Source organism: Paraburkholderia strydomiana (assembly GCF_046030495.1).
Lineage (GTDB): Bacteria > Pseudomonadota > Gammaproteobacteria > Burkholderiales > Burkholderiaceae > Paraburkholderia > Paraburkholderia strydomiana_A.
Genome location: NZ_JAQQCJ010000004.1, coordinates 308,623 through 331,274, shown reverse-complemented (window position 1 = coordinate 331,274; position 22,652 = coordinate 308,623). Strand labels below are relative to the sequence as shown.

Sequence of the window (22,652 nt, the reverse complement as noted above, 5' to 3'; positions counted from 1 at the left end):
AGCCTTTCGACCTGGAATTACTTGGCCGGCTTGACCGAAGCGACTTCCTTGTCAGCCTGGTCACGCGTTGCCTTGATCGATTGCGGCATGTACTTTTGCATCAGACCGTTCACGACGTCGCGGCCCACCTGGTCTTGCACCTGGATGAACTTGCGGCCGGTCGCGCTCTTGTAGAACGCGGTCAGGTCCTTAATTTCCGACGTGCTGTAGTACTTCGCGTAAGCGTCATACTGAGCTTGCATTGCGTCCTGGCGGAAGCTGTCGGTTGCGAACACTTGGCCTGCGCCGTCAACCAGCTTCGGCACGGCGTTCTTTTGCAGCGACGGCACGGCAGCTTGCTTCTGCTTGTCCGACATCGTCTTGTTTTCGCTCAGCGCGTCCGACAGGATAGCCGGAACCAGTTGCTTCGCTTGCATCTGCGCGCTGTTGCCGATCGCGCCGACCAGCTTCTGTGCGTCGATCGCGTCCAGCAGGTCCTTGATGGCAGCCTGCTTGGCCGGGTCAACCGGTGCTGCGGCTGCAGCCGGAGCCGCCGGGGCCGGGCTTTGCAATGCCTGAGCCATAGCGAAGGTCGGCACGAGGGCAGCCAGCAACATCAGTTGTTTGAATCGTTTTTGCATCATTACTCCCTGAGAGAAATTAACTTGAACTGCACGCTGCGCGGGATACGTATCGATCCGACACGCCATTGATCCCGGCGCAGCTTAGCTTTCAACCATTAACTGAGACTGAAATCGGCCGACGTGAATCAGGCTGCGCCACCGTCTTCACTGCCGTTGCCACCTTCGGCAGGACCTTCGGCGTCGCCTTCCACATCACCCTCCGCTTCCGCCTCAGCAACCTGTTGCAGACCGGAAAGCTTGGTCCCTTCGTCAAGGCTGATGAGTGTAACACCTTGGGTTGCACGTCCCATTTCGCGGATTTCCGACACGCGCGTGCGAATCAGCACACCCGTATTGGTGATCAGCATGATCTGCGCTTCCTGATCCACCAGCGTCGCGGCGACGACCTTGCCGTTGCGCTCCGACGTCTGGATCGCGATCATGCCCTTCGTGCCGCGCCCGTGCCGTGTGTACTCGATGATCGGCGTGCGCTTGCCGAAGCCGTTCTCGGTGGCGGTGAGCACCGACTGCTGCTCGTCGCCGGCGACCAGCAACGCGATCACGTTCTGTCCGTCTTCGAGCTGCATGCCGCGCACGCCGCGCGCCTCGCGACCCATCGGACGCACGTCGTTCTCGTCGAAGCGCACGGCCTTGCCCGAATCCGAGAACAGCATCACGTCGTGCTGGCCGTCCGTGATGGCTGCGCCGATCAGGTAATCGCCGTCATCCAGACCGACGGCAATAATACCCTTGCGCAACACGCGGCTGAAGGCTTCCAGCGGCGTCTTTTTGACGGTGCCTAACGCGGTGCCCATGAAGACGAATTTGTCAGCCGAAAACTCCTTGACCGGCAAGACAACCGTAATCTTTTCGCCTTCCTGAAGCGGGAAGATATTGATGATCGGACGGCCCCGCGAGTTCCGCGAACCCTGCGGAACTTCGTAGACCTTCACGCTGTAGACCCGCCCGCGATTCGAGAAGCACAGAATGTGATCGTGCGTGTTCGCGATGAACAGCGTGTCGATCCAGTCGTCTTCCTTCATTGCCGTGGCCTGTTTGCCGCGACCACCCCGCTTCTGCGCGCTGTACTCGGACAGCGGCTGCGATTTCACATAGCCCGCATGCGACATGGTCACGACCATTTCCTGCGGCGTGATCAGATCTTCGGTGTTCAGCTCGGTGGCGTTCAGCTCGATCTTCGAGCGGCGCGCGTCGCCGAATTCGGCTTTGATCGACGTGAGTTCGTCGACGATGATCGCCGTAATGCGTTCCGGGCGAGCCAGAATGTCCAGCAGGTCGGCGATCTGCGCCATCACTTCGCGGTACTCGCCGATGATCTTGTCCTGCTCCAGACCAGTCAGGCGCTGCAGACGCATCTGCAGAATTTCTTGAGCCTGGGTGTCGGACAAACGGTAGAGGCCATCGGATTGCATACCGAACGACGGGTTCAACCCGTCCGGACGGTAGGCTTCACGACCACCCGCCGACGCGTTTTCCGCCTCGGCGCGCGACAACATCTCGCGCACCAGCGACGAATCCCACGGACGCGCCATCAATTCCTGCTTGGCGATCGGCGGAGTCGGCGCGGCCTTGATGATCGCGATGAACTCGTCGATGTTGGCGAGTGCGACCGCGAGGCCTTCGAGCACGTGACCGCGTTCGCGGGCCTTGCGCAGTTCGTATACAGTGCGCCGCGTCAGCACTTCCCGGCGATGCGACAGGAAGCACGACAGCATTTCCTTCAGGTTGAGCAGCTTCGGCTGGCCGTCGACCAGCGCGACCATGTTCATGCCGAAGGTGTCCTGAAGCTGCGTGGCCTTATACAGATTGTTGAGCACCACTTCCGGCACTTCGCCACGCTTCAGCTCGATCACGACGCGCATGCCGCTCTTGTCGGACTCGTCGCGGATGTCGGAAATGCCTTCGAGCTTCTTCTCGTTGACCAGCTCGGCGATGCGCTCCAGAAGCGAGCGCTTGTTCACCTGGTACGGCAGCTCGTCGACGATGATCGCCATGCGCTGGCCGCGATCGATTTCCTCGAAGTGCGTGAGCGCGCGCATCACCACCCGGCCGCGGCCCGTGCGATAGCCGTCGCGCACCCCGGCCACACCGTAAATGATGCCGGCGGTCGGGAAGTCGGGCGCAGGGATGATCTCGATCAGCTCGTCGATCGTCGCTTGCGGATTCTTCAGCAGATGCTGGCAGGCGTCGACGACCTCGTTGAGGTTGTGCGGCGGAATATTGGTCGCCATGCCGACCGCGATGCCGGACGAGCCATTGATCAGCAGATTGGGAATGCGCGCGGGCAGGATGGCCGGTTCGTTTTCGCTGCCGTCGTAGTTCGGCGTGAAGTCGACCGTTTCCTTGTCGATGTCGGCCAGCAGTTCGTGGCCGATCTTCGCCATGCGGATTTCGGTGTAACGCATCGCCGCGGCGTTGTCGCCGTCGACGGAACCGAAGTTGCCCTGGCCGTCCACCAGCATGTAGCGCAGCGAGAAGTTCTGCGCCATGCGGACGATGGTGTCGTATACAGCCGTGTCGCCGTGCGGGTGGTATTTACCGATGACGTCGCCGACGATACGCGCCGACTTCTTGTACGCGCGGTTCCAGTCGTTGTTCAGTTCGTGCATCGCGTACAGCACACGCCGGTGCACCGGCTTCAGGCCATCGCGAACATCGGGAAGCGCACGCCCTACGATCACGCTCATCGCGTAATCGAGATACGAACGACGCATTTCCTCCTCTAGGGAGATTGGCAGAGTCTCTTTGGCGAATTGATCCATTATCCGTATCTTTTACATGCCAAGGCAACGGATCAGTCCCGCGCCTTCGCGTAAGCATTGCAGGCGCAACGCATCACGCGATTCTAACATGCCGTGAATCCGCCTCCGCCGAGGGTACGTATACCTACTAGCAGGAGTTCCCGAGGGCGTTCGCGGGCACCCCGCTTTCGAACCGGCCAGGCGCGATTCGTGCGTGGGGCAATCCGCCGCTCAGCCATGACTGGCGGCGCGTTCAAGCGATTGCTTCTGTTGCGCATGCACCACAATTACAGGGCGATTTGATCGGGCGCGGATTTTTTTATCGTCGGAAGGGAACGATATGGCAAAATGCCAACGCACAAAGAGTTAGACACTGCTCGAAGTCTACACACCAAGTTTTTTGTTCCGCACCAATGTTATACTTCGAGCAATGTATGACTTGTCTTCGTCAACAGGCTCGCAGTAAACCTGCGGTAATCTCAATTTCGAGAGGAGAAATATGAATAAACTTTCAAAGCTCGCGTTCATTGCAGCTACCGCAGTTATGGCTGCATCCGCCGTGGCGCAGTCGGTGCCGGCGTCGCGACAAGCTACGAACGACAACTGGGTGAATGGTACCGGCGAATACGTGTGGATGAACGGCACGAACGAGCTTTGCTGGCGCGATGCATTCTGGACGCCGGCAACGGCCAACGCCAAGTGCGACGGCGCCCTGGTTGCCCAGGCTCCGACCCCGCCGGCACCGGTCGCACCCGCACCGGCTATCTCTAGCGAAAAGATTACGTATCAAGCTGACGCGCTGTTCGACTTCGACAAGGCAATTCTGAAGCCGGCTGGCAAGGAAAAGCTGAGCGAACTCGCATCGAAGATTCAAGGCATCAACCTGGAAGTCGTCGTCGCAACGGGTCACACGGACCGTATCGGTACGGACAAGTACAACGACCGTCTGTCGATGCGCCGCGCTCAAGCTGTGAAGGCATTCCTGGTCAGCAAGGGTGTCGAAGCCAACCGTATCTATACGGAAGGCAAGGGCCGTCGCAACCCGGTCACGACCGGTTGCAACCAGAAGAACCACAAGCAACTCATCGCCTGCCTCGCACCGGATCGTCGCGTGGAAGTCGAAGTTGTAGGCACGCCGAAGCAGTAAGTTTCAGGTTGCCGCAGTATCAAAGCCCCGCTTCGGCGGGGCTTTTTTTATGCATGGCCGCGTCGCGTAACGGACGTCGCGTCGCCCTGTGGCAGACGCGAGCGGCGTCCACCAAGCCGCGCGGCCACCCATGGAGGCCACGCACACGCCGTCCTTTTGCCGCCCTGTCCCTCGACCTATATACTCAGGGTTTATCCTCGAGCGCCCGCTCACCGCTCTCATCGAGGCAGCTTTCGCCATGACCAACGCCGATCCCCACGAACTACAGAAATTCAGCGACCTTGCGCATCGGTGGTGGGACCCGAACGCCGAATTCAAGCCGTTGCACGAACTCAACCCCATTCGCCTGAACTGGATCGATGCCCACGCGCATCTCGCGGGCAAGAACGTGCTGGATATCGGCTGCGGCGGCGGCATTCTCTCCGAATCGATGGCCGGCCTCGGCGCGCACGTGAAGGGTATCGACCTGTCGACCCAGGCGCTCGGTGTCGCCGATCTTCACAGCCTTGAAAGCGGCGTAACCGTTAATTACGAAGAAATCGCCGCGGAAGCGCTCGCCGCCCGCGAACCGGGAACGTACGACGTGGTCACCTGCATGGAAATGCTCGAGCACGTGCCCGAACCCGGTGCGATCGTCGAGGCCTGCAAGACGCTGGTGAAGCCTGGCGGCTGGGTGTTCTTTTCCACGTTGAACCGCAACGTGAAGTCGTACCTGTTCGCGGTGATCGGCGCCGAATACATCGCGCGAATGCTGCCCAAGGGCACGCACGACTACGCGCGTTTCATCCGTCCGTCGGAGTTGGCGGGCTTCGTGCGCGCCGCCGGCCTGCGCACGGCCGACATCAAAGGCATCGTTTACAACCCGCTCAGCAAGCATTTCGCGCTGTCCGCCGACACGAGCGTGAACTACCTGCTCGCCTGCCGCCGCGACGCCTGATCCGCCGACACGCCTAACCGAACCGACAATGAGCGACCCTACTCCCCTGCCCCAACGCGAAGACAACGACGACGCGCTCGGTCTTTGCCTGGCTGTACTGTTCGACCTCGATGGCACGATGGCCGACACGGCGCCCGATCTCGCGGCCGCCGTCAACAAGATGCGCCACGATCGCGGCCTCGAGATGGTGCCGCTCGAAAACCTGCGTCCGCTGGCATCGGCGGGGGCACGCGGGCTGATCGGCGGCGCGTTCGGCATCGGCCCGGACAATCACGAGTTCGCGTCGATGCGCGAAGAGTTTCTCGCCAACTACGAAGCGGACTTGTGCATCGAGACGACGCTCTTTCCCGGCATTCCCGAACTACTCGACGACCTCGATGCGCGCGGCGTGCGCTGGGGCATTGTCACGAACAAGGTGGCGCGGCTGACCGAGCCGCTGGTCGCTCAGCTTGGCCTCGAAGAGCGCGCGGGCTGCGTGGTGAGCGGCGACACGACTGCGCATTCGAAGCCGCACCCGGCGCCTTTGCTGCATGCCGCACGTGAACTGGACGTGGTACCGGAGCGCGTCGTCTACGTGGGCGACGACCTGCGCGACGTGCAAGCCGGCTTCGCCGCGGGCATGAAGACCGTGGCAGCCGCGTACGGCTACTGCGGCAACGATATTCCACCGACGCAATGGCACGCGCAGCATGTCGTGCAGTCGCCGGGCGAACTGCGGAAACTGCTGCGCGACATCGGCTGAAGCGCAATGGCAGCCGCTATGCCAATGAGTCAGGACGTGGCCGGCAATCTACTGTAAAATCTACGTCTGGCTCAGAAATCTTGAGCAACGAACCGCGGGGGCGACCTGGTTTCGACAGGGGTTGCGAAGCGGCTAGGGCATGTCGAGGACCCGTCACCTCGTTAATCAATGGGAAAAACGTAACTGCAAACGACGATACGTTCGCACTGGCAGCCTAAGGGCCGCCGTCCTCTGCCTAGTTCACTGACGGGCTAGTGTCGCAAGACCGGTAGCAATACCGACAGAGGTCATATACGTCAGTTAAGCCTTGGCGGCGTCACGACGTCCGGGTCGAAAATCTAGTGAATCGCCTTAGTGCAGCGTGTTCGTCCGCGTCACTGGGGTTAAATCAAATGACAGAACTAAACATGTAGAACTGGTCGTAGAGTGCTTCTGGACGCGGGTTCGATTCCCGCCGCCTCCACCAAACACCGCGCAAGCAATAGCGTTGTATAGAAAACCCCGTTAGCCGCAGGCTCCCGGGGTTTTTTGTTTCCACACTTCAGCCCGGCATTCGCCAGCCTTTCCACTTAGCCTGACCCGCGCGCTTCAAGGAGCCGCCGCAAGCGCCTTCTGCTGCGCGACGCGCAAGGCTTCGAACGGCGTCATCACTGGTGGCCCGTCGTTCGGCCTGGTCGGCGGCATGCTTTCAGGCGCAACGCTTCGGTCCGTTTTTTCCATGACGGCGTCGCGGTCCGCCGCGACCACCCCGCTTCCCTCCGCGCCAACCAGCAAACCATTCACCCGCGCGACCTCGTTCAGGTCCAGCGTCGCCGTCGCGGCTTTGAGCTGCAGCAACGCAACAATCGCCATGTAGCGCGCCCGAATCAGATCCCGGCGATTCGCGTAAAACGAATCCGCCGCGCGCAACACGTCGGTGCTCGTCCTGCTGCCCACCTTGTAGCCCACCTGCGTCGCGAGCAACGCAGCGCGCGAAGTCTGCGCGAGACGCGTCAGCGCGTCGACCCGTGTGACGCCGTCGTGAAAGCGCAACCAGCTTTCCCGCGCCGTCGCGCCAGCCAGCCGGGTTGCGCCGACCAGTTCGTCCTGCGCCTTGTCCTGAAGCGCCAGCGTTTCGTCGATGATCGCGTCCGTCTCGCCGCCCTCGAAAATCGGAATCGTCACCGACAGCATCGCCGTCGTGGTCGTCGTCGGACGGGAGTAGCCGGAGGCGGCGCCTGCCGGCGTATGGCTCGCCGTCAGGTTCACGACCGGCAGATTTCTCGCCCGCGCCTTCTCGACATCGAATTGCGCGATGCGCCGGTCGAGCTGCTTCAACTGGACCAGATAGTCGTGAGCTTCAGCCTGCGCGACCCAGCTGTCCTGGTTGTCGGGACTCAGGCGTGGCATCGGCACGGTATCCGACAACCGCGAGAGTCCTACGAACGGCTGCCCTGTGATCTGTTCGAGCGAGAGCCGCCGCAGTTGCAAATCGCTGCGGGCATCCAGTTGTTGCAGCTGCGCCTGTTCGCGCGCCGCCTCGGCCTCCTGCAAGTCGATCACGGTCGCCTCGCCCGCCGCCTGCCTGCGACGCAGCTGAACCATATGCTGTTCGAGCGCGGCCGTGTAGTCGTCGGCGCGCGCCCGTTCGTCTTCGGCGGCGAGTTCGTCGAAGTACGCGCGTACCGCCTGCAGCATGGCCGCTTGCTGCGCGCGCGCCGCATCGACCACGCCGCGCGCCCCGATCAGGTCGGCCTGCCGGTAGGCCGTCCAGCGGCCCCAGTCGAAGACAGGCTGCGACAGCTCAACGGTCCAGCCGTTCTGCCAGTAGCTGTCGCGTGGAAAGCCCTCGATCGCCGTGCGGTTGTATGCGCGCCCCCAGCCGCCCGACAGTTGTGGCAACAGCGCGGCGCGGGCTTTGGGCAGCGCCTGCCGTGCGGCCCGGGAGCCCGCGCGCGATGCAGCCAGGTCCGCGTCGTGGTCGGCGGCCTGAGCGGCGACAGTGAGCAGGTCGGCCGCCGCCACCGTAGTCGTCTGCGCGGCGCAGGCGAGCATGATCAGGAAGCCCAATACGGTGCGCTTATTCATCAGCCAACGCCTCGGCGCGCGCCTCGCACACCAGCTCACCTTCGACCAGCCGGTAGCGCGTGTCGAACGCCGCCGCGAGCGACATGTCGTGCGTAATGACCACGACCGTGCGGTCGATACGCTGCAGCAACGCCACGATCTGCCGCACCGACGCCGGATCGACATTCGACGTCGGCTCATCGAGCAGCAGCAGTTCGCGCTGCTGGTACAGCGCACGCGCGAGCAGCAAACGCTGCCGCTGCCCGGCGGAAATATTGGCGATCGTGTCGCTGATCACCGTGCGTGTGCGCATCGGCAAGCGCATCACGTCGTGCAGCAGTCCGACGTCGTCGAGCAGCGCGTGGACGCGCGCTTCGTCCGCGTTGCCCGCGAACAGCGTCACGTTGTCCGCAATCGAGCCATGCAGGATCAGATCGCCCTGCCGCATATGCACGGCGTGACGGCGGATTTCGTCGACGGTGAGATTCGGCCACGCGATGCCGTTGAGCATGATCTCACCTTCCTGAAGCGGTTCGGCGGCTGCGAGCAGCTTGAACAGCGTGGACTTGCCGCTGCCCGACGCACCGGTGATCACGATCTTCTCGCCCTTCCTTATCACGATGTTCGCGTTCTTCAGCACGGGCTGATCCGACACGCCGTAGCGGAACGTGACGTCGCGCACGTCGATACGCTCGAAAGCGCGCACTTCGACGCTCTTGTGCAGATCGCCCGGCAGCGTGTAGCGCTCCGCGTCGCCGTCGACGATATCGCCGACCCGCGCGACCGGCACGCTGAGCATGAAGTACGCGAAGGCTGCGTTGATCGAGTTCGCAAAGCGCTCCGACAGCAGCGACTTGTAGATCAGAAACGAATAGAACACGCCGACCGAAATCGCGCCGCCGAGCATCAGGCGCGCGGCGAACCACGTGATCGCAATCATGTCCGCGTAGTTGACGAGCTTAAGGATCGCATCGCGCGCGCTGCCGAGGCGGCTGTTCTGCACGAGCGCCGCGAAATAGGCGCGGTACTTCGCCATGAAAATCGCCGTACGCCGCGTCTCGCCCTGCGAGAGCTTGATCAGCGACGCGCCGCGTATCGTCTCGATCAGCATGTCGTCGCAGCGCGCCGATTCTTCGAGCACGAGTGCGTGCGTATCGCGCATGCGCGTGAACAACGCAAACGACACCGCCACGTAGAGCACGAAAACCAGCAGCGCGATCGCGGTCAGCTGCGGGCTCTGCACCAGCATCAGGAGCAACGCGAGCAAACCGACCACGAGATCGATGCCAAGCGAAATCGCAGTGCGCGTCGCGTACACGCTGATCTCGTCCTGCGCCTTCACGCGCGCGAACAGATCGCCGACATGGCGCTTCTCGAAGTACGGAATCGGATTGCTCAGCAGCTTCGCGAGCAAACCCCCGGTCATATTCATCTGCACGAGGCCGTGCAGCAGTTCGACGAGGTAGGTCTGGATGTACTGGCTCAGCGCGCCGACGATGAAAATGCCGGAGAACGTCAGTACCAGCACGTTCAGCAGGTTCAGGTTGTCGGCGGCGACAACGTCGTCGAGCACGAGATTGCCGAGGTACGGCATCGCGAGAATCGCAAACTGGCTGCCGAGCGCAATGAACATCACCTTGACGATCTGCGCGCCGAGTTGCGGATTCAGCGCGCGCACCCGTGCGAGCGCCGCCGGCACCCGCGACTTGTTGCGCATGCGTGGCATGGCCGGCGTCGGCGCACATTCGAGCAGGAAGCCCGACACGTTGGCGACGAACGTGTCCATCGAAATGCGGCGCCGGCCCGTGGCCGGATCGATCACCTGCACGTAGCCGCGCCCGCACTTTTCGAACACGACGAAATGGGCGCCGCCGAAATGCATGATCGAACCGCGCTTTACGCTCGCCAGATCGCCGCTGCCGAAGCGGTACGCCTGCACCGCCAGCCCGTATTCGACCGCGACGTCGTACAGGTCCATCAACGTCAAACCGTTGGCCGAAATCGGCCTGAACGCCTGCAACTCGCGCACTTCGGTCGCCCGGCCGAAGTGCGACAGCACCATCGCCAGACAGGCGTAACCGCATTCGGCGACTTCGTTCTGATAGATCGCGCGCATCGTCAGCCTCGCAGCACACGGAACAGCGGTGCGAGCACCCATTCGGCGATGGTGCGGCGCTCGATCACGATGCTCGCCGTCGCCGCCATGCCCGGCAGAATGTCGAAGCGTTGCCGCTCGAAGTGGAACGTGTCGCCGCTCAGTGTGGCCCACGCCATGTAGTCGCCGTCAGGACTGCTCGGCTCGGACGCGCCTGCCGGCGACATCGCCGAGCGCACCGTGGTGCGGGAAATCGAATCGATCCGCGCGGGGTAGCTGCCGAATTTCGCGTACGGAAACGCGTCGAACTTGAGTCGCACGATCTGCCCTTCACGCACGAACCCGCGCCGGCGCGACGGAATGCGCAGTGCGGCGCGCAACGCACCCTTCTCGCCGGTCGAGATGACGAGCGCGACGTCGTCGGGCGCGAGAGTGCGTCCGGGCACGAGACCCGAATAGGTCACCACGCCGGCTTTCGGCGCGGAGATCGTCGCGTCCTGGCGGGTCTGTTCGAAGCGCATGCGAATGTCCTGTAATTCGCGTGCGTGACGCGCGTCCAGTTCGTTGAGTTGCGCGGCAAGACCCGTTTGCGTACCGACCGCCGCGCCCAGATCCGCGTCGAGTTGCTGACGGCGCGCCGCACTTTGCGCGAGCGCGACTTTCGCCTGATGGGTGTCGGCGCTCGCCTGCTCGATCCGGTCGGCGGTGATGTAGTCGGCCACCGACACGAGCCGCGTCAGCTTGCGGCCGGCTTCGTCGGCGAGCGCGCGATTCTGCGCCAGTTGTTCGTCGAGCGCGGAGATTTCCGCGCGACGGCTTTGCACAGTGAGCCTCGCAGCATTCAGTTGCGCGGCCAGATCGGTCTTGCGCTGAAGGTATTGCGCGTCGCTCGTGCTGATCTGTTCGTCGCGGTCATGTTCGTCGAACGCTTTGCGTTGCAGGCCGTTGCTCGCGAGCGAGAGATCGCGGTCCAGGCGAAACAGCGGCGCGCCCTGCGCCACACGCGCCGAGCGATTCACGTAGATGTCCGACACGAGGCCGCTCAGCCCCTGAATCTTGATTTCGGACGGCGAAACGATTTCCGCCCGCACGTCCTGCTTCAGTTCGACGTCGTAGACGAACGCGAACACGATGGCGGCGCTCACGAGCGCGGAGCTCGCGTACGCGATCCAGCGCCATGAGACGTCCCTGAACTGGGGGAGATTGATGGGTTCCATAGCGTGATTGCAGCCCGGCGCCGGCCGGTGTTGTTATGAGTTCCGCCGCATCGGCCCGTCTGGGCGGACGTGGCCGCCGGGCCGGGTGGTGACTGTCAGCGGACCGGCGCGAACGCGTACATCGACGGATGTCCTGATACGAGCCAGTCGGGATAGTTGTCGAGCGCCGCGCTTTCGATGTAACCGGCGAGCCATTGCGGAGCGTCAGGAGCAGCAAGCGGCAGCGGCTCGAACAGTTCGGCGCTGAACCGGCCTTGCCGGAAACGCAGATAGAACGGCAGCAGCATCGCATCGAACGGCGCGCCCAGACGGAACACGCCGTTGTGAATGCGCGCGTTGCGGCCGAAGATCGACACGCCGACGGTTTCCATCGGATAGCGGTGCAGCGTGAACGGCGGCACGTCGGCGAACAGCACCGCGACGCCGTTGCGCCTCAACGTCCTCGCGACACGCAGGCCAAGACCGCCGCGGTCGTCGTCGCCATAGGTGTAGAGCACAGTCACGCTGGGGATGAGCATCTGGTCGTCGCCGTACATGTCGCGCGGCACGCCGGACACGACGGAAATCGATTCGAGCCCCAGCATTTCCCGCAATGCGTCGATCACATAAATGTTCGCGTATTGCGACACGTAGTGAAACGGCGACACGATCACGGGACGCCCCGGTACCTCCGCCTGCAGTTGCCGGATTCTGGCGGCGAGCGCCGCTGCAACGCGTTGCAGGTCCGGCCAGTCTTCGCGGCCGCGTAACAGGCGGCCGTAATAGATCCGCTTGTCGATCAGGCTTTCACGCAAGCTGCCGGACGAAACCTGGGTCGTGCTAAACGGCGCCAGCCCCAGCACCTCGCGGCCGATCTCGCAGCGTGAAAGGCCGTTCCAGCGCGCACGCACGTCGACGAGACTGTGAGCTTTCCATACGGCAGCGGCAAACGGTTCGATAGCGGAAGCCGGCATACGGGCGATCAATCCGCCTTGCAGCCTGCGCCTCGCGCGCGCCACCCCGTTGCGCAGCGAAGCCAGCATGACTGACGCAGCGGCCCACCACCCCATGTTTCACTCCACGTTGATGCGAAAAGCCGGGGCGGCCCTTGACGAGCGCCCCGGCACGCCAGGCTATTACGCCTTCGCGACCGGCTTCGATGCAGCCGGCGGCGAGCACGTGTTCTTGCAGCAGCCGCCTGCAACGGCGGATTTAGCCAGGTCACTGCGATTGATTTTTTGCATTTCAAACACCTATTGAGTGGTTATCAAATTCGCCCGCGAACTAAACCCCGGTTCGTCGAGCGACTCGAATATTATCACCGGGAATTATTCAGAGGCGATTATTTGCGTTTTTTCACACTTTTTCTTTATATTCACCAAGACTTCTCCGCGATTATCAGATTTCCAATATCGCGCGAGCACCGGCGCCCCCAAATCTCACCGCAACCCCTTGCCATACGGTGCAATCCACGCCTCACACCCGTCAGGTCGACTGGTTGCCGGCACCATTCATACGTTCGGCCGCCCCGGATAACTCGTTAAACCTACATAAATGCAATCATCATTTTATTCCGACCACGAAAATCAATTATCTAAAATATGCACTTTCACAATAACACAAAAGAAAATTCTCAATACACCCATGAAAATTCACAGCACTTTAATGGACCAAACAAATCACATCGGCGCAATCGGACCATACGAAAAGAATAAGGCTCGAAATCCGAAAAGCCCTCGCGACCCATCTCAACAATCGCGCCCCATACGGAATACGCAACCGCGCCCATCCGTTTATTGCTGGCAGGCACACCGGCAGCCGGCCAGATTCCGCCCGCTGCCTATACTCCAACCACATGCAGCCAACCACGTTGTCAACACAGGAGCCCGCATCATGCGCAAGACGATCCTTTTCCTCGCCCCGCTCGTACTGGTCGCGCTGCAACAAAGCGCGTTCGCCGACCCGCCCAAGGTGAACAACGGCCGCTTCGTCAACGCGGACGGCATGACGCTCTATACGTTCGACAAGGACACCACGCCCGGCGTAAGCGCCTGCACAGGCGGCTGCATGAGCAACTGGCCCGCGGCTACGGCGGGCCCGACGGACAAACCGTCAGGCGACTGGACGCTGATCCCCAGCGCCGACGGCAAGAAGCAATGGGCGTACAAGGGCCATCCGCTCTATCTCTACGCGGCGGACAAGCAGGCGGGGGATGCGAAGGGAGAAGGCTTCAAGGACATGTGGCACACGGCCAAGCCCTGAGCGTGAGCAGCGGCCGATCGAACATCGGCCGTGAAACGGCGGCGCCGGGGCAAGCCCGGCGGCGCCTTGCGCGCAGCGTTATTCGTCTTTAGGACATTGCAGATTGCAGCCGTTCGGATCGCCCATGTCGCCGCGCTTACGCATGGCCGATTTCTTGCCGGACTGATATTTGTCCGACGGCGCGGACGCGGCAAACGGCATTTGCGGGTGTTCGGCAAGACGGAACTGGTCTTGCAGGATACCGCCCGGCACGCCGGGTGAATTCTGTGCAAAGGCGACCGAGGCGGTAGCGAGCAGCACGCCCGCCGTCGCGGCGGCAGCACATGCGTGGAGAAGAGCTTTCATATCGAGTCAGCGCGGCGTGGCGCGCGGTTAAGGCGGAAGCGGAAGTTGAGAGAGTAGCCGAAACGGCGGCGATCCGCAGCGCCGCAGGCAGCCCGAAGTTTACAGCCTCTTACGCCAGCGCGTCGGGGGATCCGGCGAGGCCGGTGGCGAGATCGACGAGCTTGCCGCAGCCGCGCGGATCGTAGCCGTCGAGATGCTCGACGTTATGTCGAAACGCGCTGCCACGCAACAGGCCGATCACGGTGGCGAGCGGCGTGCGTTCGAGACTCGCGCGGTCGCAAGCGAAATAATAGTCCTCGTCGACGATCGGAATGAAGTCGAGCCCGAAGTGATGCGCCGCGGGCTCCACGCCGAAACCCACATCCGCCATGCCGCTTGCGACGAACGCGGCGATCGCCGAATGCGTGAGTTCGGTCGACGCATAGCCGTTGACCCGGTCCGGATCGATGCCGAGCTGGCGCAGCGCGAGATCGAGCAGGATGCGCGTGCCCGAGCCCGGCTGACGATTGACGAAGCGAATGTCGTCGCGTGCGAGATCGCGGAGTCCGTCAATCCGTTTCGGATTGCCCTTGCCGATGAACAACCCCTGCTTGCGCCGCGTGAGATGCACGAGCACGTGGCGCTGCGGATCGAGCCAGCGCCGGTACGTGTCGGCGCACGCCGCGCGGAACTCGCCGAGCGGCAGGTGAAAGCCCGCGAGATCGCACTCGCCGCGTGCGAGCGCGCTGACGGCGTCCGCGCCGTCGCGGTATTTGATGTCCACCGGCAGTTCGCTTGCGACCAGCGCCGTCACCAGCGTGGCCACCGCGTAGCCGTGCGACGCATGAATCCGCACGTCGTCGGCGAGCGGCGCGAGCCAGCGGTTCAGGTCGCTCGCCACTTCGCTCGCGAGCGCCTGCATGTTGCCGTCGAGCCGCTCGCCGCACAGACGCTGCGCGCGCAGGACCGCCTGCCCGAGTTCGGAGAGCACCGAGCCGCGGCCCCGCTCCTTCGCGATCAACGGACCGCCCAAACGCTCTTCGATACTGCGCAGCAAACCCCACGCGTGCCGGTAGGACAAACCCTTAAGCGTCGCCGCCTGCGCGATGCTGCCCGATTCGTCGACGAGCGCGAGCAGCGGCACCAGGTCCGACAAGCTGGCCTCGCGGCCGTCCGCACCCTTCACCACCAGCTGTGCCTGGCATTCGATCCTGATCATATATGTTCAACTATTTCCTATTGCGCGAGCCGATTTGCCCGCCTATCGTTCGGCTATACCATACTGAATAGACGAAGCATAAGTGCACAATTTATGAATAACAAGTGCATATATGACTTTTGGAGGAGCCCCCTTTGACTGATTCCCTCACTATCGTGCCGGATCAACTCGTGCAGCGTCACGCGCGTCCGGGTATGTCGCTGCTTGCGGTGTTGCATGCGATTCAGGATGAACTCGGCTACGTGCCGCCCGGCGCGGTTGCGCCGCTCGCGCGTGCGCTGAACCTGTCGCGTGCCGAAGTGCACGGCGTCATCACCTACTACCATCACTTCCGCAGCGAGCCCGCCGCGCCGGTCACCGTGCAGCTGTGCCGCGCGGAAGCGTGCCGCAGCATGGGCACCGAAGCGCTCGCGCAGCACATCGAGGCGCATACCGGTTGCCGCTTCGACGCTGGCCATCAGCCTGGCGCGACGGTGGAGCTGGAATCGGTGTATTGCCTCGGTCAATGCGCGCTGTCGCCGGCGATGATGGTCAACGGCACCTTGCACGCGAGGGTCACCCCACAGAAATTCGACGCGCTCTTCGCCGCCGCCAGCAAATGCGTGGAGGTGCCGGCATGACGCGCATCTACGTTCCCCGCGATTCGTCGGCGCTCGCGCTCGGCGCCGATGCCGTGGCGCAGGCCATTGAAGCCGAAGCCGCGCGCCGCGGCATCGAGATCGAGCTGGTGCGCAACGGTTCGCGCGGCCTGCTGTGGCTCGAACCGCTCGTCGAAGTCGCCACCGCCGAAGGCCGCATCGGCTATGCCAACGTCGAGGCAGGCGATGTGGCCGCGCTGTTCGACGCCGGCTTCGTCGCGGGCGGCGCGCATGCGCGGCGCGTCGGCGTGATCGACGAGATTCCGTATCTGAAGAAACAGCAGCGCCTGACCTTCGCGCGCATCGGCATCACCGATCCGCTGTCGATCGACGACTACGTCGCGCACGGCGGCCTCAAAGGCCTGCGTCAGGCGCTGCAAACCGACGGCGACGCCGCCTGCGCCGCGCTGATCGAATCCGGCCTGCGCGGGCGCGGCGGCGCCGCGTTCCCGGCCGGCATCAAATGGCGCACGGTGCGCGGCGCGCAAGCGGCGCAAAAGTACATCGTCTGCAATGCCGACGAAGGCGACTCGGGCACCTTCTCCGATCGCCTCGTGATGGAAAGCGATCCGTACATGCTGATCGAAGGCATGATCATCGCGGGCGTCGTGACCGGCGCGACAGTCGGCTACATCTATGTGCGCAGCGAATATCCGCATTCGATCGCGACGCTCGAAGCGGCCATCGCCCGCGCGCGCGCCGCCGGCTGGCTCGGCGACAGTGTGCTCGGCGAGCGCGCGCATCGCTTCGAACTGTTCGTCGCGAAAGGCGCCGGGTCATACGTCTGCGGCGAGGAAACCGCGCTGCTCGAATCGCTCGAAGGCAAGCGCGGCATCGTGCGCGCGAAGCCGCCGGTGCCGGCGCTCGCGGGCCTGTTCGGCCAGCCGAGCGTGATCAACAACGTGATCACGCTCGCCACCGTGCCGATCATCTTCGCGCGCGGTGCGGCGTTCTATAAAGACTTCGGCATGGGCCGCTCGCGCGGCACGCTGCCGTTCCAGCTGGCCGGCAACGTCAGGCAAGGCGGCCTCGTCGAGCTCGCGTTCGGCGTGACGCTGCGCGAACTGCTCTACGACTTCGGCGGCGGTACGGCAAGCGGCCGGCCGGCGCGTGCCGTGCAGGTCGGCGGCCCGCTCGGCACGTATCTGCCCGAGAGCCAGTGGGACATTCCGATGGACTACGAGGCGTATGCGGCGGTCGGCGCGGTGGTCGGCCACGGCGGTCTCGTCGTGCACGACGACACGTCGAATCTCGCCGAGCTCGCCCAATACGCGATGCACTTCTGCGCGATCGAATCGTGCGGCAAGTGCACGCCGTGCCGGATCGGCTCGACGCGCGGCGTCGAAGTGATCGGCCGGATTCGCAACGGCGACACATCCACGCGCCAGGTGCAGTTGCTGCGCGACCTCTGCGACACCATGGTGTCCGGTTCGCTGTGCGCGATGGGCGGCATGACGCCGTTCCCGGTGCTGTCCGCGCTCGACCATTTCCCCGAAGACTTCGGTCTCGCCGACGTAACCCACAGCGTGCCCAAGGCCGCGGCCTGACCCAGGAGCTCACCATGTCCGACATGATCAACTCTCCCGCCGGCGGCTGCGGCTCAGGCAACTGCGCGTGCAAGTCGCAGGCGCAGCAGCGCGCCACCCGCTCCTTCCTCGACGACACCGACTACGGCACGCCCGCGCGTCACGCCGACGTCGACGTCACGCTCGAAATCGACGGCCAGGCGGTCACGGTGCCCGCCGGTACTTCGGTGATGCGCGCCGCCGCCGAAGCCGGCGTCAACGTCCCGAAGCTCTGCGCGACCGATTCGCTCGAACCGTTCGGCTCGTGCCGGCTGTGTCTCGTCGAAATCGAAGGCAAGCGCGGCTATCCCGCGTCGTGCACGACGCCGGTCGAAGCGGGTATGAAGGTCCGCACGCAAACGGAGCGTCTGCAGTCGCTGCGCCGCAACGTGATGGAGCTGTACATTTCCGACCACCCGCTCGACTGCCTCACCTGCCCCGCCAACGGCGACTGCGAGTTGCAGGACATGGCGGGCGTGACCGGCCTGCGCGAAGTGCGCTACGGCTTCGACGGCGCGAATCACCTGAAGGACAAGAAGGACGAGTCGAACCCGTACTTCACCTACGACCCGTCGAAGTGCATCGTCTGCAATCGCTGCGTGCGCGCGTGCGAGGAAACGCAAGGCACGTTCGCGCTGACCATCGCCGCACGCGGCTTCGAATCGCGCGTGGCGGCCAGTGAGAACCAGCCGTTCATGGACTCGGAGTGCGTGTCGTGCGGCGCGTGCGTCGCCGCGTGCCCGACCGCGACCCTGCAGGAGAAGTCCGTGATCATGCTCGGCCAGGCCGAGCATTCGGTCGTCACCACCTGCGCGTATTGCGGCGTCGGCTGCTCGTTCAAGGCGGAGATGAAGGGCAACCAGGTCGTGCGGATGGTGCCGCACAAGAACGGCCAGGCCAACGAAGGCCACGCCTGCGTGAAGGGCCGCTTCGCGTGGGGCTACGCGACGCACAAGGACCGCATCACGAAGCCGATGATCCGAGCGAAGATCACCGACCCGTGGCGTGAAGTCAGCTGGGAAGAAGCGATCAGCTATGCCGCGTCCGAATTCCGCCGCATCCAGGAGAAGCACGGGCGCGATTCGATCGGCGGCATCACGTCGTCGCGCTGCACGAACGAGGAAACCTATCTCGTCCAGAAGCTCGTGCGCGCCGCGTTCGGCAACAACAACGTCGACACCTGCGCGCGCGTGTGCCACTCGCCGACCGGCTATGGCCTGAAGACGACACTCGGCGAATCGGCGGGCACGCAGACGTTCGCGTCGGTCGATAAAGCCGACGTCATCATGGTGATCGGCGCGAATCCGACCGACGGCCACCCGGTGTTCGGCTCACGTATGAAGCGCCGCGTGCGCGAAGGCGCGAAGCTGATCGTCGTCGATCCGCGGCGCATCGATGTCGTCGATACGCCGCACGTGAAGGCGTCGCATCATCTGCAATTGCGGCCGGGCACCAACGTGGCCGTCGTCAACGCGCTCGCGCATGTGATCGTCACCGAAGGTCTGCTGAACGAAGCATTCATCGCCGAGCGTTGCGAAACCCGAGCGTTCGGGCAATGGCGCGATTTCGTCGCGCTGCCGGAGAATGCGCCGGAAGCCACCGAGGCAATCACTGGCGTGCCGGCGCAGCAGGTGCGCGAAGCCGCGCGCATCTATGCGACGGGCGGCAATGCCGCGATCTACTACGGCCTGGGCGTCACCGAACACGCGCAAGGTTCGACGATGGTGATGGGCATCGCCAACCTTGCGATGGCAACGGGCAATATCGGCCGCGAAGGTGTCGGCGTGAATCCGCTGCGCGGCCAGAACAATGTGCAGGGTTCGTGCGACATGGGTTCGTTCCCGCACGAACTGCCGGGCTATCGCCATATCAGCGACACGGTCACGCGCACGCTGTTCGAAGACGCCTGGAACGTCACGCTGCAGCCGGAACCCGGCCTGCGCATTCCGAACATGTTCGACGCCGCCGTGCACGGCACCTTCAAGGGCCTCTACTGCCAGGGCGAAGACATCGTGCAGTCGGACCCGAACACGCATCATGTGTCGGCGGCGCTGGAGTCGATGGAATGCATCGTCGTGCAGGACATCTTCCTCAACGAGACCGCCAAGTATGCGCACGTGCTGCTGCCCGGTTCGTCGTTCCTCGAAAAGGACGGCACCTTCACCAATGCGGAGCGCCGCATCTCGCGCGTGCGTAAGGTGATGCCGCCGCTTGCGGGTTACGCCGACTGGGAAGCCACGATCCTGCTCTCGCGCGCGCTCGGTTATGAAATGGACTACACGCATCCGTCGCAGATCATGGACGAGATCGCACGTCTCACGCCGACTTTCCACGGCGTGTCGTATCAGAAGCTCGACGAACTCGGCAGCATCCAGTGGCCGTGCAACGAGAACGCGCCGGACGGCACGCCGACCATGCACGTCGATGCCTTCGTGCGCGGCAAGGGCCGCTTCGTGATCACGAAGTTCATTGCGTCGCCGGAAAAAGTCACGCGCAAGTTTCCGCTGCTGCTCACGACCGGCCGCATCCTGTCGCAGTACAACGTGGGCGCGCAAACGCGCCGCACCGAGAACTCGCGCTGGCACGACGAGGACCGGCTCGAAATCCATCCGCAGGACGCCGAGGACCGCGGTATCAGGAACGACGACTGGGTCGGCATCGAATCGCGCGCGGGACAAACCGTGTTGCGCGCGAAGGTGACCGAGCGCATGCAGCCGGGTGTGGTCTACACGACGTTCCACTTCCCCGAATCAGGCGCTAACGTGATCACCACCGACAGCTCGGACTGGGCGACCAACTGCCCGGAATACAAGGTGACCGCGGTCCAGGTGACGCCGGTCGAACAGCCTTCGCAATGGCAGCAGGACTACTCGCGCTTTAACAGCGAGCAGCTCGATCTGCTGCAGCAGCGCGAGCTGGCCAATACGACATCGGGCAAGTGAGGCGAGCGATGGACACTCAGAACCTGATCGACATGGCGAACCGGATCGGCGACTTCTTCGAGTCGATGCCGGACCACGAAGAAGCGCTCACCGGGGTCGCCGATCATATTCACCGCTTCTGGGAGCCGCGCATGCGTCGCGCGCTGCTGGCAGCGCTCGACGAGGCGCCGGATGCGGACGGCATCGCGCTGTCGGCCTTCGTCAGGGAGGCGCTCGTCAAGCATCGCGAGGAATTGACGCCTGCGGCGGCTTCGACGGTTTAGGTGGTTTGGACGGTGGCCGCTGCTTGACGGATCAGGCAGCGGCGAATTCACGATTCGCTCTCCGCTCTCTCACATTTCACGCACCGCTGCTTTCGCGACGCTCTGCCATCTCTTCCTGGCAAGAACGCGGAAAACCAACGACGGCTCACCTCACAGCGCCGCCTGTTCCGGTATCTCGCCCCCTACCGCGAACCACGCTTCGCAATGCCGCAGCAAGCCGTGCAAATCTGAGCCGGTGCGCCCGCGCGCACCGATATAGCCATCCGGCCTCACCAGATAGAACGACGGCCGCGTGCGTCCATACGATTCGGACAACGCCGGCCCGCCGTCGCCGGTCGTATCGGTGATGCGCCAGATCCGCACCGCGCCCGGCAGCAGGCGCTCGACTTCGGCGGCGAGCCGCTCCAGTTCCGGGTCCGGCGGCGGCGCATGTTTGGCGGCCGGATCGAGCGGCGTATCGTCGACGGGCAGCGGCGGCACCAGCAGGAACAGCGAGAAGAACGCCGGATCGTGCAGATCGAAAATGCAGCCGACACCCGGCGCGCGCCCAAGCGGCCCGTCGACCACATGCACCAGCGCGTCGGGCGCGCGTTCGCCGGCGCGCGGGCCGCCGTCGAGCACCCGCTCGAGCGTGAGCGGACTACGCCGGTACTGGATCGACAACTCGCTGATGGTCAGGCGCGCGGCATCGCGCAGCGGACCCAGCGCGGCGAGCACCGGCATCGCGCGTTCGCGCAGCAGCTTGAGCGGCCCGTGATCGGCCTCGGCCATCTGCGTGATGAAGCCGGTCTGCCGCAGCACGTCGCGCTCGATCGGATGCCGTTCGAGGTGGTAGGTATCGAGCAGCCGGTCCGGCGCCGCGCCTTTCAGCACGCTCGCAAGCTTCCAGCCGAGATTGAACGCTTCCTGAATGCCGGTGTTCATGCCTTGCGCGCCGGCCGGACTGTGCACATGCGCGGCGTCGCCGGCGAGGAAGATGCGCCCGACGCGCAGCCGCTCCACCATCCGGCTGTTCAGATGGAAATACGAGGACCACGCGAGATCCGACACGTCGACGCGTTCACGCACGCGCCGCGCGATCAGCGCCTTGCATTGTTCGAGCGATGGCGCGGGCACCCGGTCGAGCGGCGGCTCGCCGAGCACTGCGGGTGTGGGAGGCGAGGCGACCGCGGCCGGTTCGATCGCATGATCCGCGATCAGCCGATGCCGGCCATGCCCCATCGGAAACAGCGCGACGAGGCCTTCGCCCGACGCGAAGATGTGGAACTCGTCATCGGGCCACGCGGTTTCGGCGTGCAGATCGGCGAGCAGGAAGGTCTGCTCGAAGGTCTTGCCCTCGAAGCTCAGACCCAGCCGATGACGAATCGCGCTGTGCGCGCCGTCGGCGGCGATCATGTATGACGGGCGCATCGTTTCGGTGTGGCCGTCGGCCCGACGCAGCGTCGCCTGCAGGCTCGCGGAGCCCTGCGAGAACATCGTCAGCTCGACGCCCCGCTCGATCGTCACGCCCAGGGTGGCGAGATGTTCGGTGAGCAGGCGCTCGGTCACGGACTGGTCTAGAAACAGCAGATACGGATAGCGCGTGTGCAGCGGATCGAAATCGAGTTGCGCGAGCCGCATGCCGTTCGAAAAAAGATTGGCGATGCGCGCGCGATGACCGAGTTCGAGAAACGGTTCGATCAGCCGATGCTGTTCGAGCAGTTCGAGCGTGCGCGCCTGAATGCCGATGGCCCGCGAATACGGGTTCGGCTGCATCGCTTTGTCGATCAGACGCACGGGAATATGGGCACGCGCGAGACTCATCGCTGCGGCAAGTCCGGTGGGACCCGCCCCGACGATCAGCACCGGCGACGCGTCGTAGGCTGCAGCGTCCATGCGGCACTCCGGAGACAACAATGCACTCTAGTGTACG

18 protein-coding genes and 1 other RNA gene are annotated in these 22,652 nt (G+C 63.8%); 10 read left to right on the top strand and 9 right to left on the bottom strand.

The window, feature by feature from the left end:
- Positions 1 to 17: 17 nt before the first annotated feature.
- Together PQQ53_RS08425 and gyrA are read right to left on the bottom strand one after the other, a co-directional pair.
- Positions 18 to 620 (bottom strand): DUF2059 domain-containing protein, encoded by a 603-nt coding sequence (locus tag PQQ53_RS08425; RefSeq protein ID WP_408140887.1) that lies wholly within the window; start codon positions 618 to 620, stop codon positions 18 to 20.
- Positions 621 to 748: 128 nt separating this feature from the next.
- Positions 749 to 3,385, bottom strand: a complete 2,637-nt coding sequence (gene gyrA, locus PQQ53_RS08420; protein ID WP_408140885.1) for a DNA gyrase subunit A — start codon at positions 3,383 to 3,385, stop codon at positions 749 to 751.
- Between the two features lie 478 nt (positions 3,386 to 3,863).
- Between gyrA and ompA the strand changes: the two genes are divergently transcribed.
- The 4 genes from ompA (at position 3,864) to ssrA (ending at position 6,656) form a co-directional block, all read left to right on the top strand.
- Positions 3,864 to 4,511 carry an outer membrane protein OmpA gene (gene ompA / locus PQQ53_RS08415; RefSeq protein ID WP_408140883.1) on the top strand — a complete coding sequence of 216 codons (648 nt, stop codon included), beginning with the start codon at positions 3,864 to 3,866 and terminating at the stop codon, positions 4,509 to 4,511.
- 238 nt (positions 4,512 to 4,749) lie between these two features.
- On the top strand, positions 4,750 to 5,448 hold the full coding sequence (gene ubiG, locus PQQ53_RS08410) for a bifunctional 2-polyprenyl-6-hydroxyphenol methylase/3-demethylubiquinol 3-O-methyltransferase UbiG (RefSeq protein WP_408140881.1): 699 nt from the start codon (positions 4,750 to 4,752) through the stop codon (positions 5,446 to 5,448).
- Positions 5,449 to 5,476: 28 nt separating this feature from the next.
- Positions 5,477 to 6,190, top strand: a complete 714-nt coding sequence (locus tag PQQ53_RS08405; protein ID WP_408152522.1) for an HAD family hydrolase — start codon at positions 5,477 to 5,479, stop codon at positions 6,188 to 6,190.
- A gap of 96 nt (positions 6,191 to 6,286) precedes the next feature.
- Positions 6,287 to 6,656: a transfer-messenger RNA gene (ssrA, locus tag PQQ53_RS08400) on the top strand.
- 122 nt (positions 6,657 to 6,778) lie between these two features.
- Here the strand turns inward: ssrA and PQQ53_RS08395 are convergent.
- The 4 genes from PQQ53_RS08395 to PQQ53_RS08380 form a co-directional block, all read right to left on the bottom strand.
- Positions 6,779 to 8,257: a TolC family protein gene (locus tag PQQ53_RS08395; RefSeq protein ID WP_408323648.1), complete on the bottom strand. Its 1,479-nt coding sequence runs from the start codon at positions 8,255 to 8,257 to the stop codon at positions 6,779 to 6,781.
- The gene (locus PQQ53_RS08390) at positions 8,250 to 10,352 is read right to left on the bottom strand and encodes a peptidase domain-containing ABC transporter (RefSeq protein ID WP_408323647.1); all 2,103 of its coding nucleotides are present in this window, start codon (positions 10,350 to 10,352) and stop codon (positions 8,250 to 8,252) included. The genes PQQ53_RS08395 and PQQ53_RS08390 overlap by 8 nt, the downstream gene beginning before the upstream one ends.
- 2 nt (positions 10,353 to 10,354) lie before the next feature.
- A complete protein-coding gene (locus tag PQQ53_RS08385; protein WP_408140874.1) occupies positions 10,355 to 11,548 on the bottom strand; it encodes a beta-barrel domain-containing protein in 1,194 nt (397 codons plus the stop codon).
- A gap of 95 nt (positions 11,549 to 11,643) precedes the next feature.
- The gene (locus PQQ53_RS08380) at positions 11,644 to 12,597 is read right to left on the bottom strand and encodes a hypothetical protein (RefSeq protein WP_408323646.1); all 954 of its coding nucleotides are present in this window, start codon (positions 12,595 to 12,597) and stop codon (positions 11,644 to 11,646) included.
- Here PQQ53_RS08380 and PQQ53_RS08375 point away from each other — a divergent pair.
- Together PQQ53_RS08375 and PQQ53_RS08370 are read left to right on the top strand one after the other, a co-directional pair.
- A complete protein-coding gene (locus tag PQQ53_RS08375) occupies positions 12,596 to 12,787 on the top strand; it encodes a hypothetical protein (RefSeq protein ID WP_408323645.1) in 192 nt (63 codons plus the stop codon). The genes PQQ53_RS08380 and PQQ53_RS08375 overlap by 2 nt on opposite strands.
- 633 nt (positions 12,788 to 13,420) lie before the next feature.
- A complete protein-coding gene (locus PQQ53_RS08370; RefSeq protein ID WP_408140869.1) occupies positions 13,421 to 13,789 on the top strand; it encodes a COG4315 family predicted lipoprotein in 369 nt (122 codons plus the stop codon).
- A 78-nt stretch (positions 13,790 to 13,867) separates the two neighbouring features.
- Here PQQ53_RS08370 and PQQ53_RS08365 read toward each other — a convergent pair whose 3' ends face one another.
- Both PQQ53_RS08365 and PQQ53_RS08360 read right to left on the bottom strand, forming a co-directional pair.
- Entirely contained in the window at positions 13,868 to 14,134 is a 267-nt protein-coding gene (locus PQQ53_RS08365) for a hypothetical protein (RefSeq protein ID WP_408140868.1), read from the bottom strand.
- Positions 14,135 to 14,243: 109 nt separating this feature from the next.
- Positions 14,244 to 15,332 (bottom strand): substrate-binding domain-containing protein, encoded by a 1,089-nt coding sequence (locus PQQ53_RS08360; RefSeq protein ID WP_408140867.1) that lies wholly within the window; start codon positions 15,330 to 15,332, stop codon positions 14,244 to 14,246.
- A gap of 134 nt (positions 15,333 to 15,466) precedes the next feature.
- Between PQQ53_RS08360 and PQQ53_RS08355 the strand changes: the two genes are divergently transcribed.
- From PQQ53_RS08355 to PQQ53_RS08340, 4 genes are read left to right on the top strand one after another with little or no spacing between them, the layout of a single operon-like run.
- Positions 15,467 to 15,952 carry an NAD(P)H-dependent oxidoreductase subunit E gene (locus PQQ53_RS08355; RefSeq protein WP_408323644.1) on the top strand — a complete coding sequence of 162 codons (486 nt, stop codon included), beginning with the start codon at positions 15,467 to 15,469 and terminating at the stop codon, positions 15,950 to 15,952.
- Positions 15,949 to 17,517 (top strand): formate dehydrogenase beta subunit, encoded by a 1,569-nt coding sequence (locus tag PQQ53_RS08350; RefSeq protein ID WP_408323643.1) that lies wholly within the window; start codon positions 15,949 to 15,951, stop codon positions 17,515 to 17,517. The genes PQQ53_RS08355 and PQQ53_RS08350 overlap by 4 nt, the downstream gene beginning before the upstream one ends.
- 14 nt (positions 17,518 to 17,531) lie before the next feature.
- Positions 17,532 to 20,477, top strand: coding sequence for a formate dehydrogenase subunit alpha (gene fdhF, locus PQQ53_RS08345; RefSeq protein ID WP_408140861.1), 2,946 nt, complete (start codon positions 17,532 to 17,534; stop codon positions 20,475 to 20,477).
- An 8-nt stretch (positions 20,478 to 20,485) separates the two neighbouring features.
- The gene (locus PQQ53_RS08340; protein WP_408323642.1) at positions 20,486 to 20,740 is read left to right on the top strand and encodes a formate dehydrogenase subunit delta; all 255 of its coding nucleotides are present in this window, start codon (positions 20,486 to 20,488) and stop codon (positions 20,738 to 20,740) included.
- Between the two features lie 150 nt (positions 20,741 to 20,890).
- On the opposite strand, the gene PQQ53_RS08335 is transcribed toward PQQ53_RS08340, so the two are convergent.
- On the bottom strand, positions 20,891 to 22,615 hold the full coding sequence (locus PQQ53_RS08335) for an FAD-dependent monooxygenase (RefSeq protein ID WP_408152515.1): 1,725 nt from the start codon (positions 22,613 to 22,615) through the stop codon (positions 20,891 to 20,893).
- Positions 22,616 to 22,652 lie beyond the last annotated feature (37 nt).

What these genes read in the sequence shown, in the direction of transcription:
- ompA (WP_408140883.1), top strand. Translation starts at nt 3,864, where the DNA reads ATGAATAAACTTTCAAAGCTCGCGTTCATTGCAGCTACCGCAGTTATG.
- PQQ53_RS08380 (WP_408323646.1), bottom strand. Translation starts at nt 12,597, where the DNA reads ATGGGGTGGTGGGCCGCTGCGTCAGTCATGCTGGCTTCGCTGCGCAAC.
- PQQ53_RS08350 (WP_408323643.1), top strand. Translation starts at nt 15,949, where the DNA reads ATGACGCGCATCTACGTTCCCCGCGATTCGTCGGCGCTCGCGCTCGGC.
- PQQ53_RS08390 (WP_408323647.1), bottom strand. Translation starts at nt 10,352, where the DNA reads ATGCGCGCGATCTATCAGAACGAAGTCGCCGAATGCGGTTACGCCTGT.
- PQQ53_RS08370 (WP_408140869.1), top strand. Translation starts at nt 13,421, where the DNA reads ATGCGCAAGACGATCCTTTTCCTCGCCCCGCTCGTACTGGTCGCGCTG.
- PQQ53_RS08425 (WP_408140887.1), bottom strand. Translation starts at nt 620, where the DNA reads ATGCAAAAACGATTCAAACAACTGATGTTGCTGGCTGCCCTCGTGCCG.
- PQQ53_RS08360 (WP_408140867.1), bottom strand. Translation starts at nt 15,332, where the DNA reads ATGATCAGGATCGAATGCCAGGCACAGCTGGTGGTGAAGGGTGCGGAC.
- PQQ53_RS08335 (WP_408152515.1), bottom strand. Translation starts at nt 22,615, where the DNA reads ATGGACGCTGCAGCCTACGACGCGTCGCCGGTGCTGATCGTCGGGGCG.
- ubiG (WP_408140881.1), top strand. Translation starts at nt 4,750, where the DNA reads ATGACCAACGCCGATCCCCACGAACTACAGAAATTCAGCGACCTTGCG.
- PQQ53_RS08340 (WP_408323642.1), top strand. Translation starts at nt 20,486, where the DNA reads ATGGACACTCAGAACCTGATCGACATGGCGAACCGGATCGGCGACTTC.
- PQQ53_RS08405 (WP_408152522.1), top strand. Translation starts at nt 5,477, where the DNA reads ATGAGCGACCCTACTCCCCTGCCCCAACGCGAAGACAACGACGACGCG.
- PQQ53_RS08385 (WP_408140874.1), bottom strand. Translation starts at nt 11,548, where the DNA reads ATGGAACCCATCAATCTCCCCCAGTTCAGGGACGTCTCATGGCGCTGG.
- PQQ53_RS08365 (WP_408140868.1), bottom strand. Translation starts at nt 14,134, where the DNA reads ATGAAAGCTCTTCTCCACGCATGTGCTGCCGCCGCGACGGCGGGCGTG.
- gyrA (WP_408140885.1), bottom strand. Translation starts at nt 3,385, where the DNA reads ATGGATCAATTCGCCAAAGAGACTCTGCCAATCTCCCTAGAGGAGGAA.
- PQQ53_RS08395 (WP_408323648.1), bottom strand. Translation starts at nt 8,257, where the DNA reads ATGAATAAGCGCACCGTATTGGGCTTCCTGATCATGCTCGCCTGCGCC.
- fdhF (WP_408140861.1), top strand. Translation starts at nt 17,532, where the DNA reads ATGTCCGACATGATCAACTCTCCCGCCGGCGGCTGCGGCTCAGGCAAC.
- PQQ53_RS08375 (WP_408323645.1), top strand. Translation starts at nt 12,596, where the DNA reads ATGTTTCACTCCACGTTGATGCGAAAAGCCGGGGCGGCCCTTGACGAG.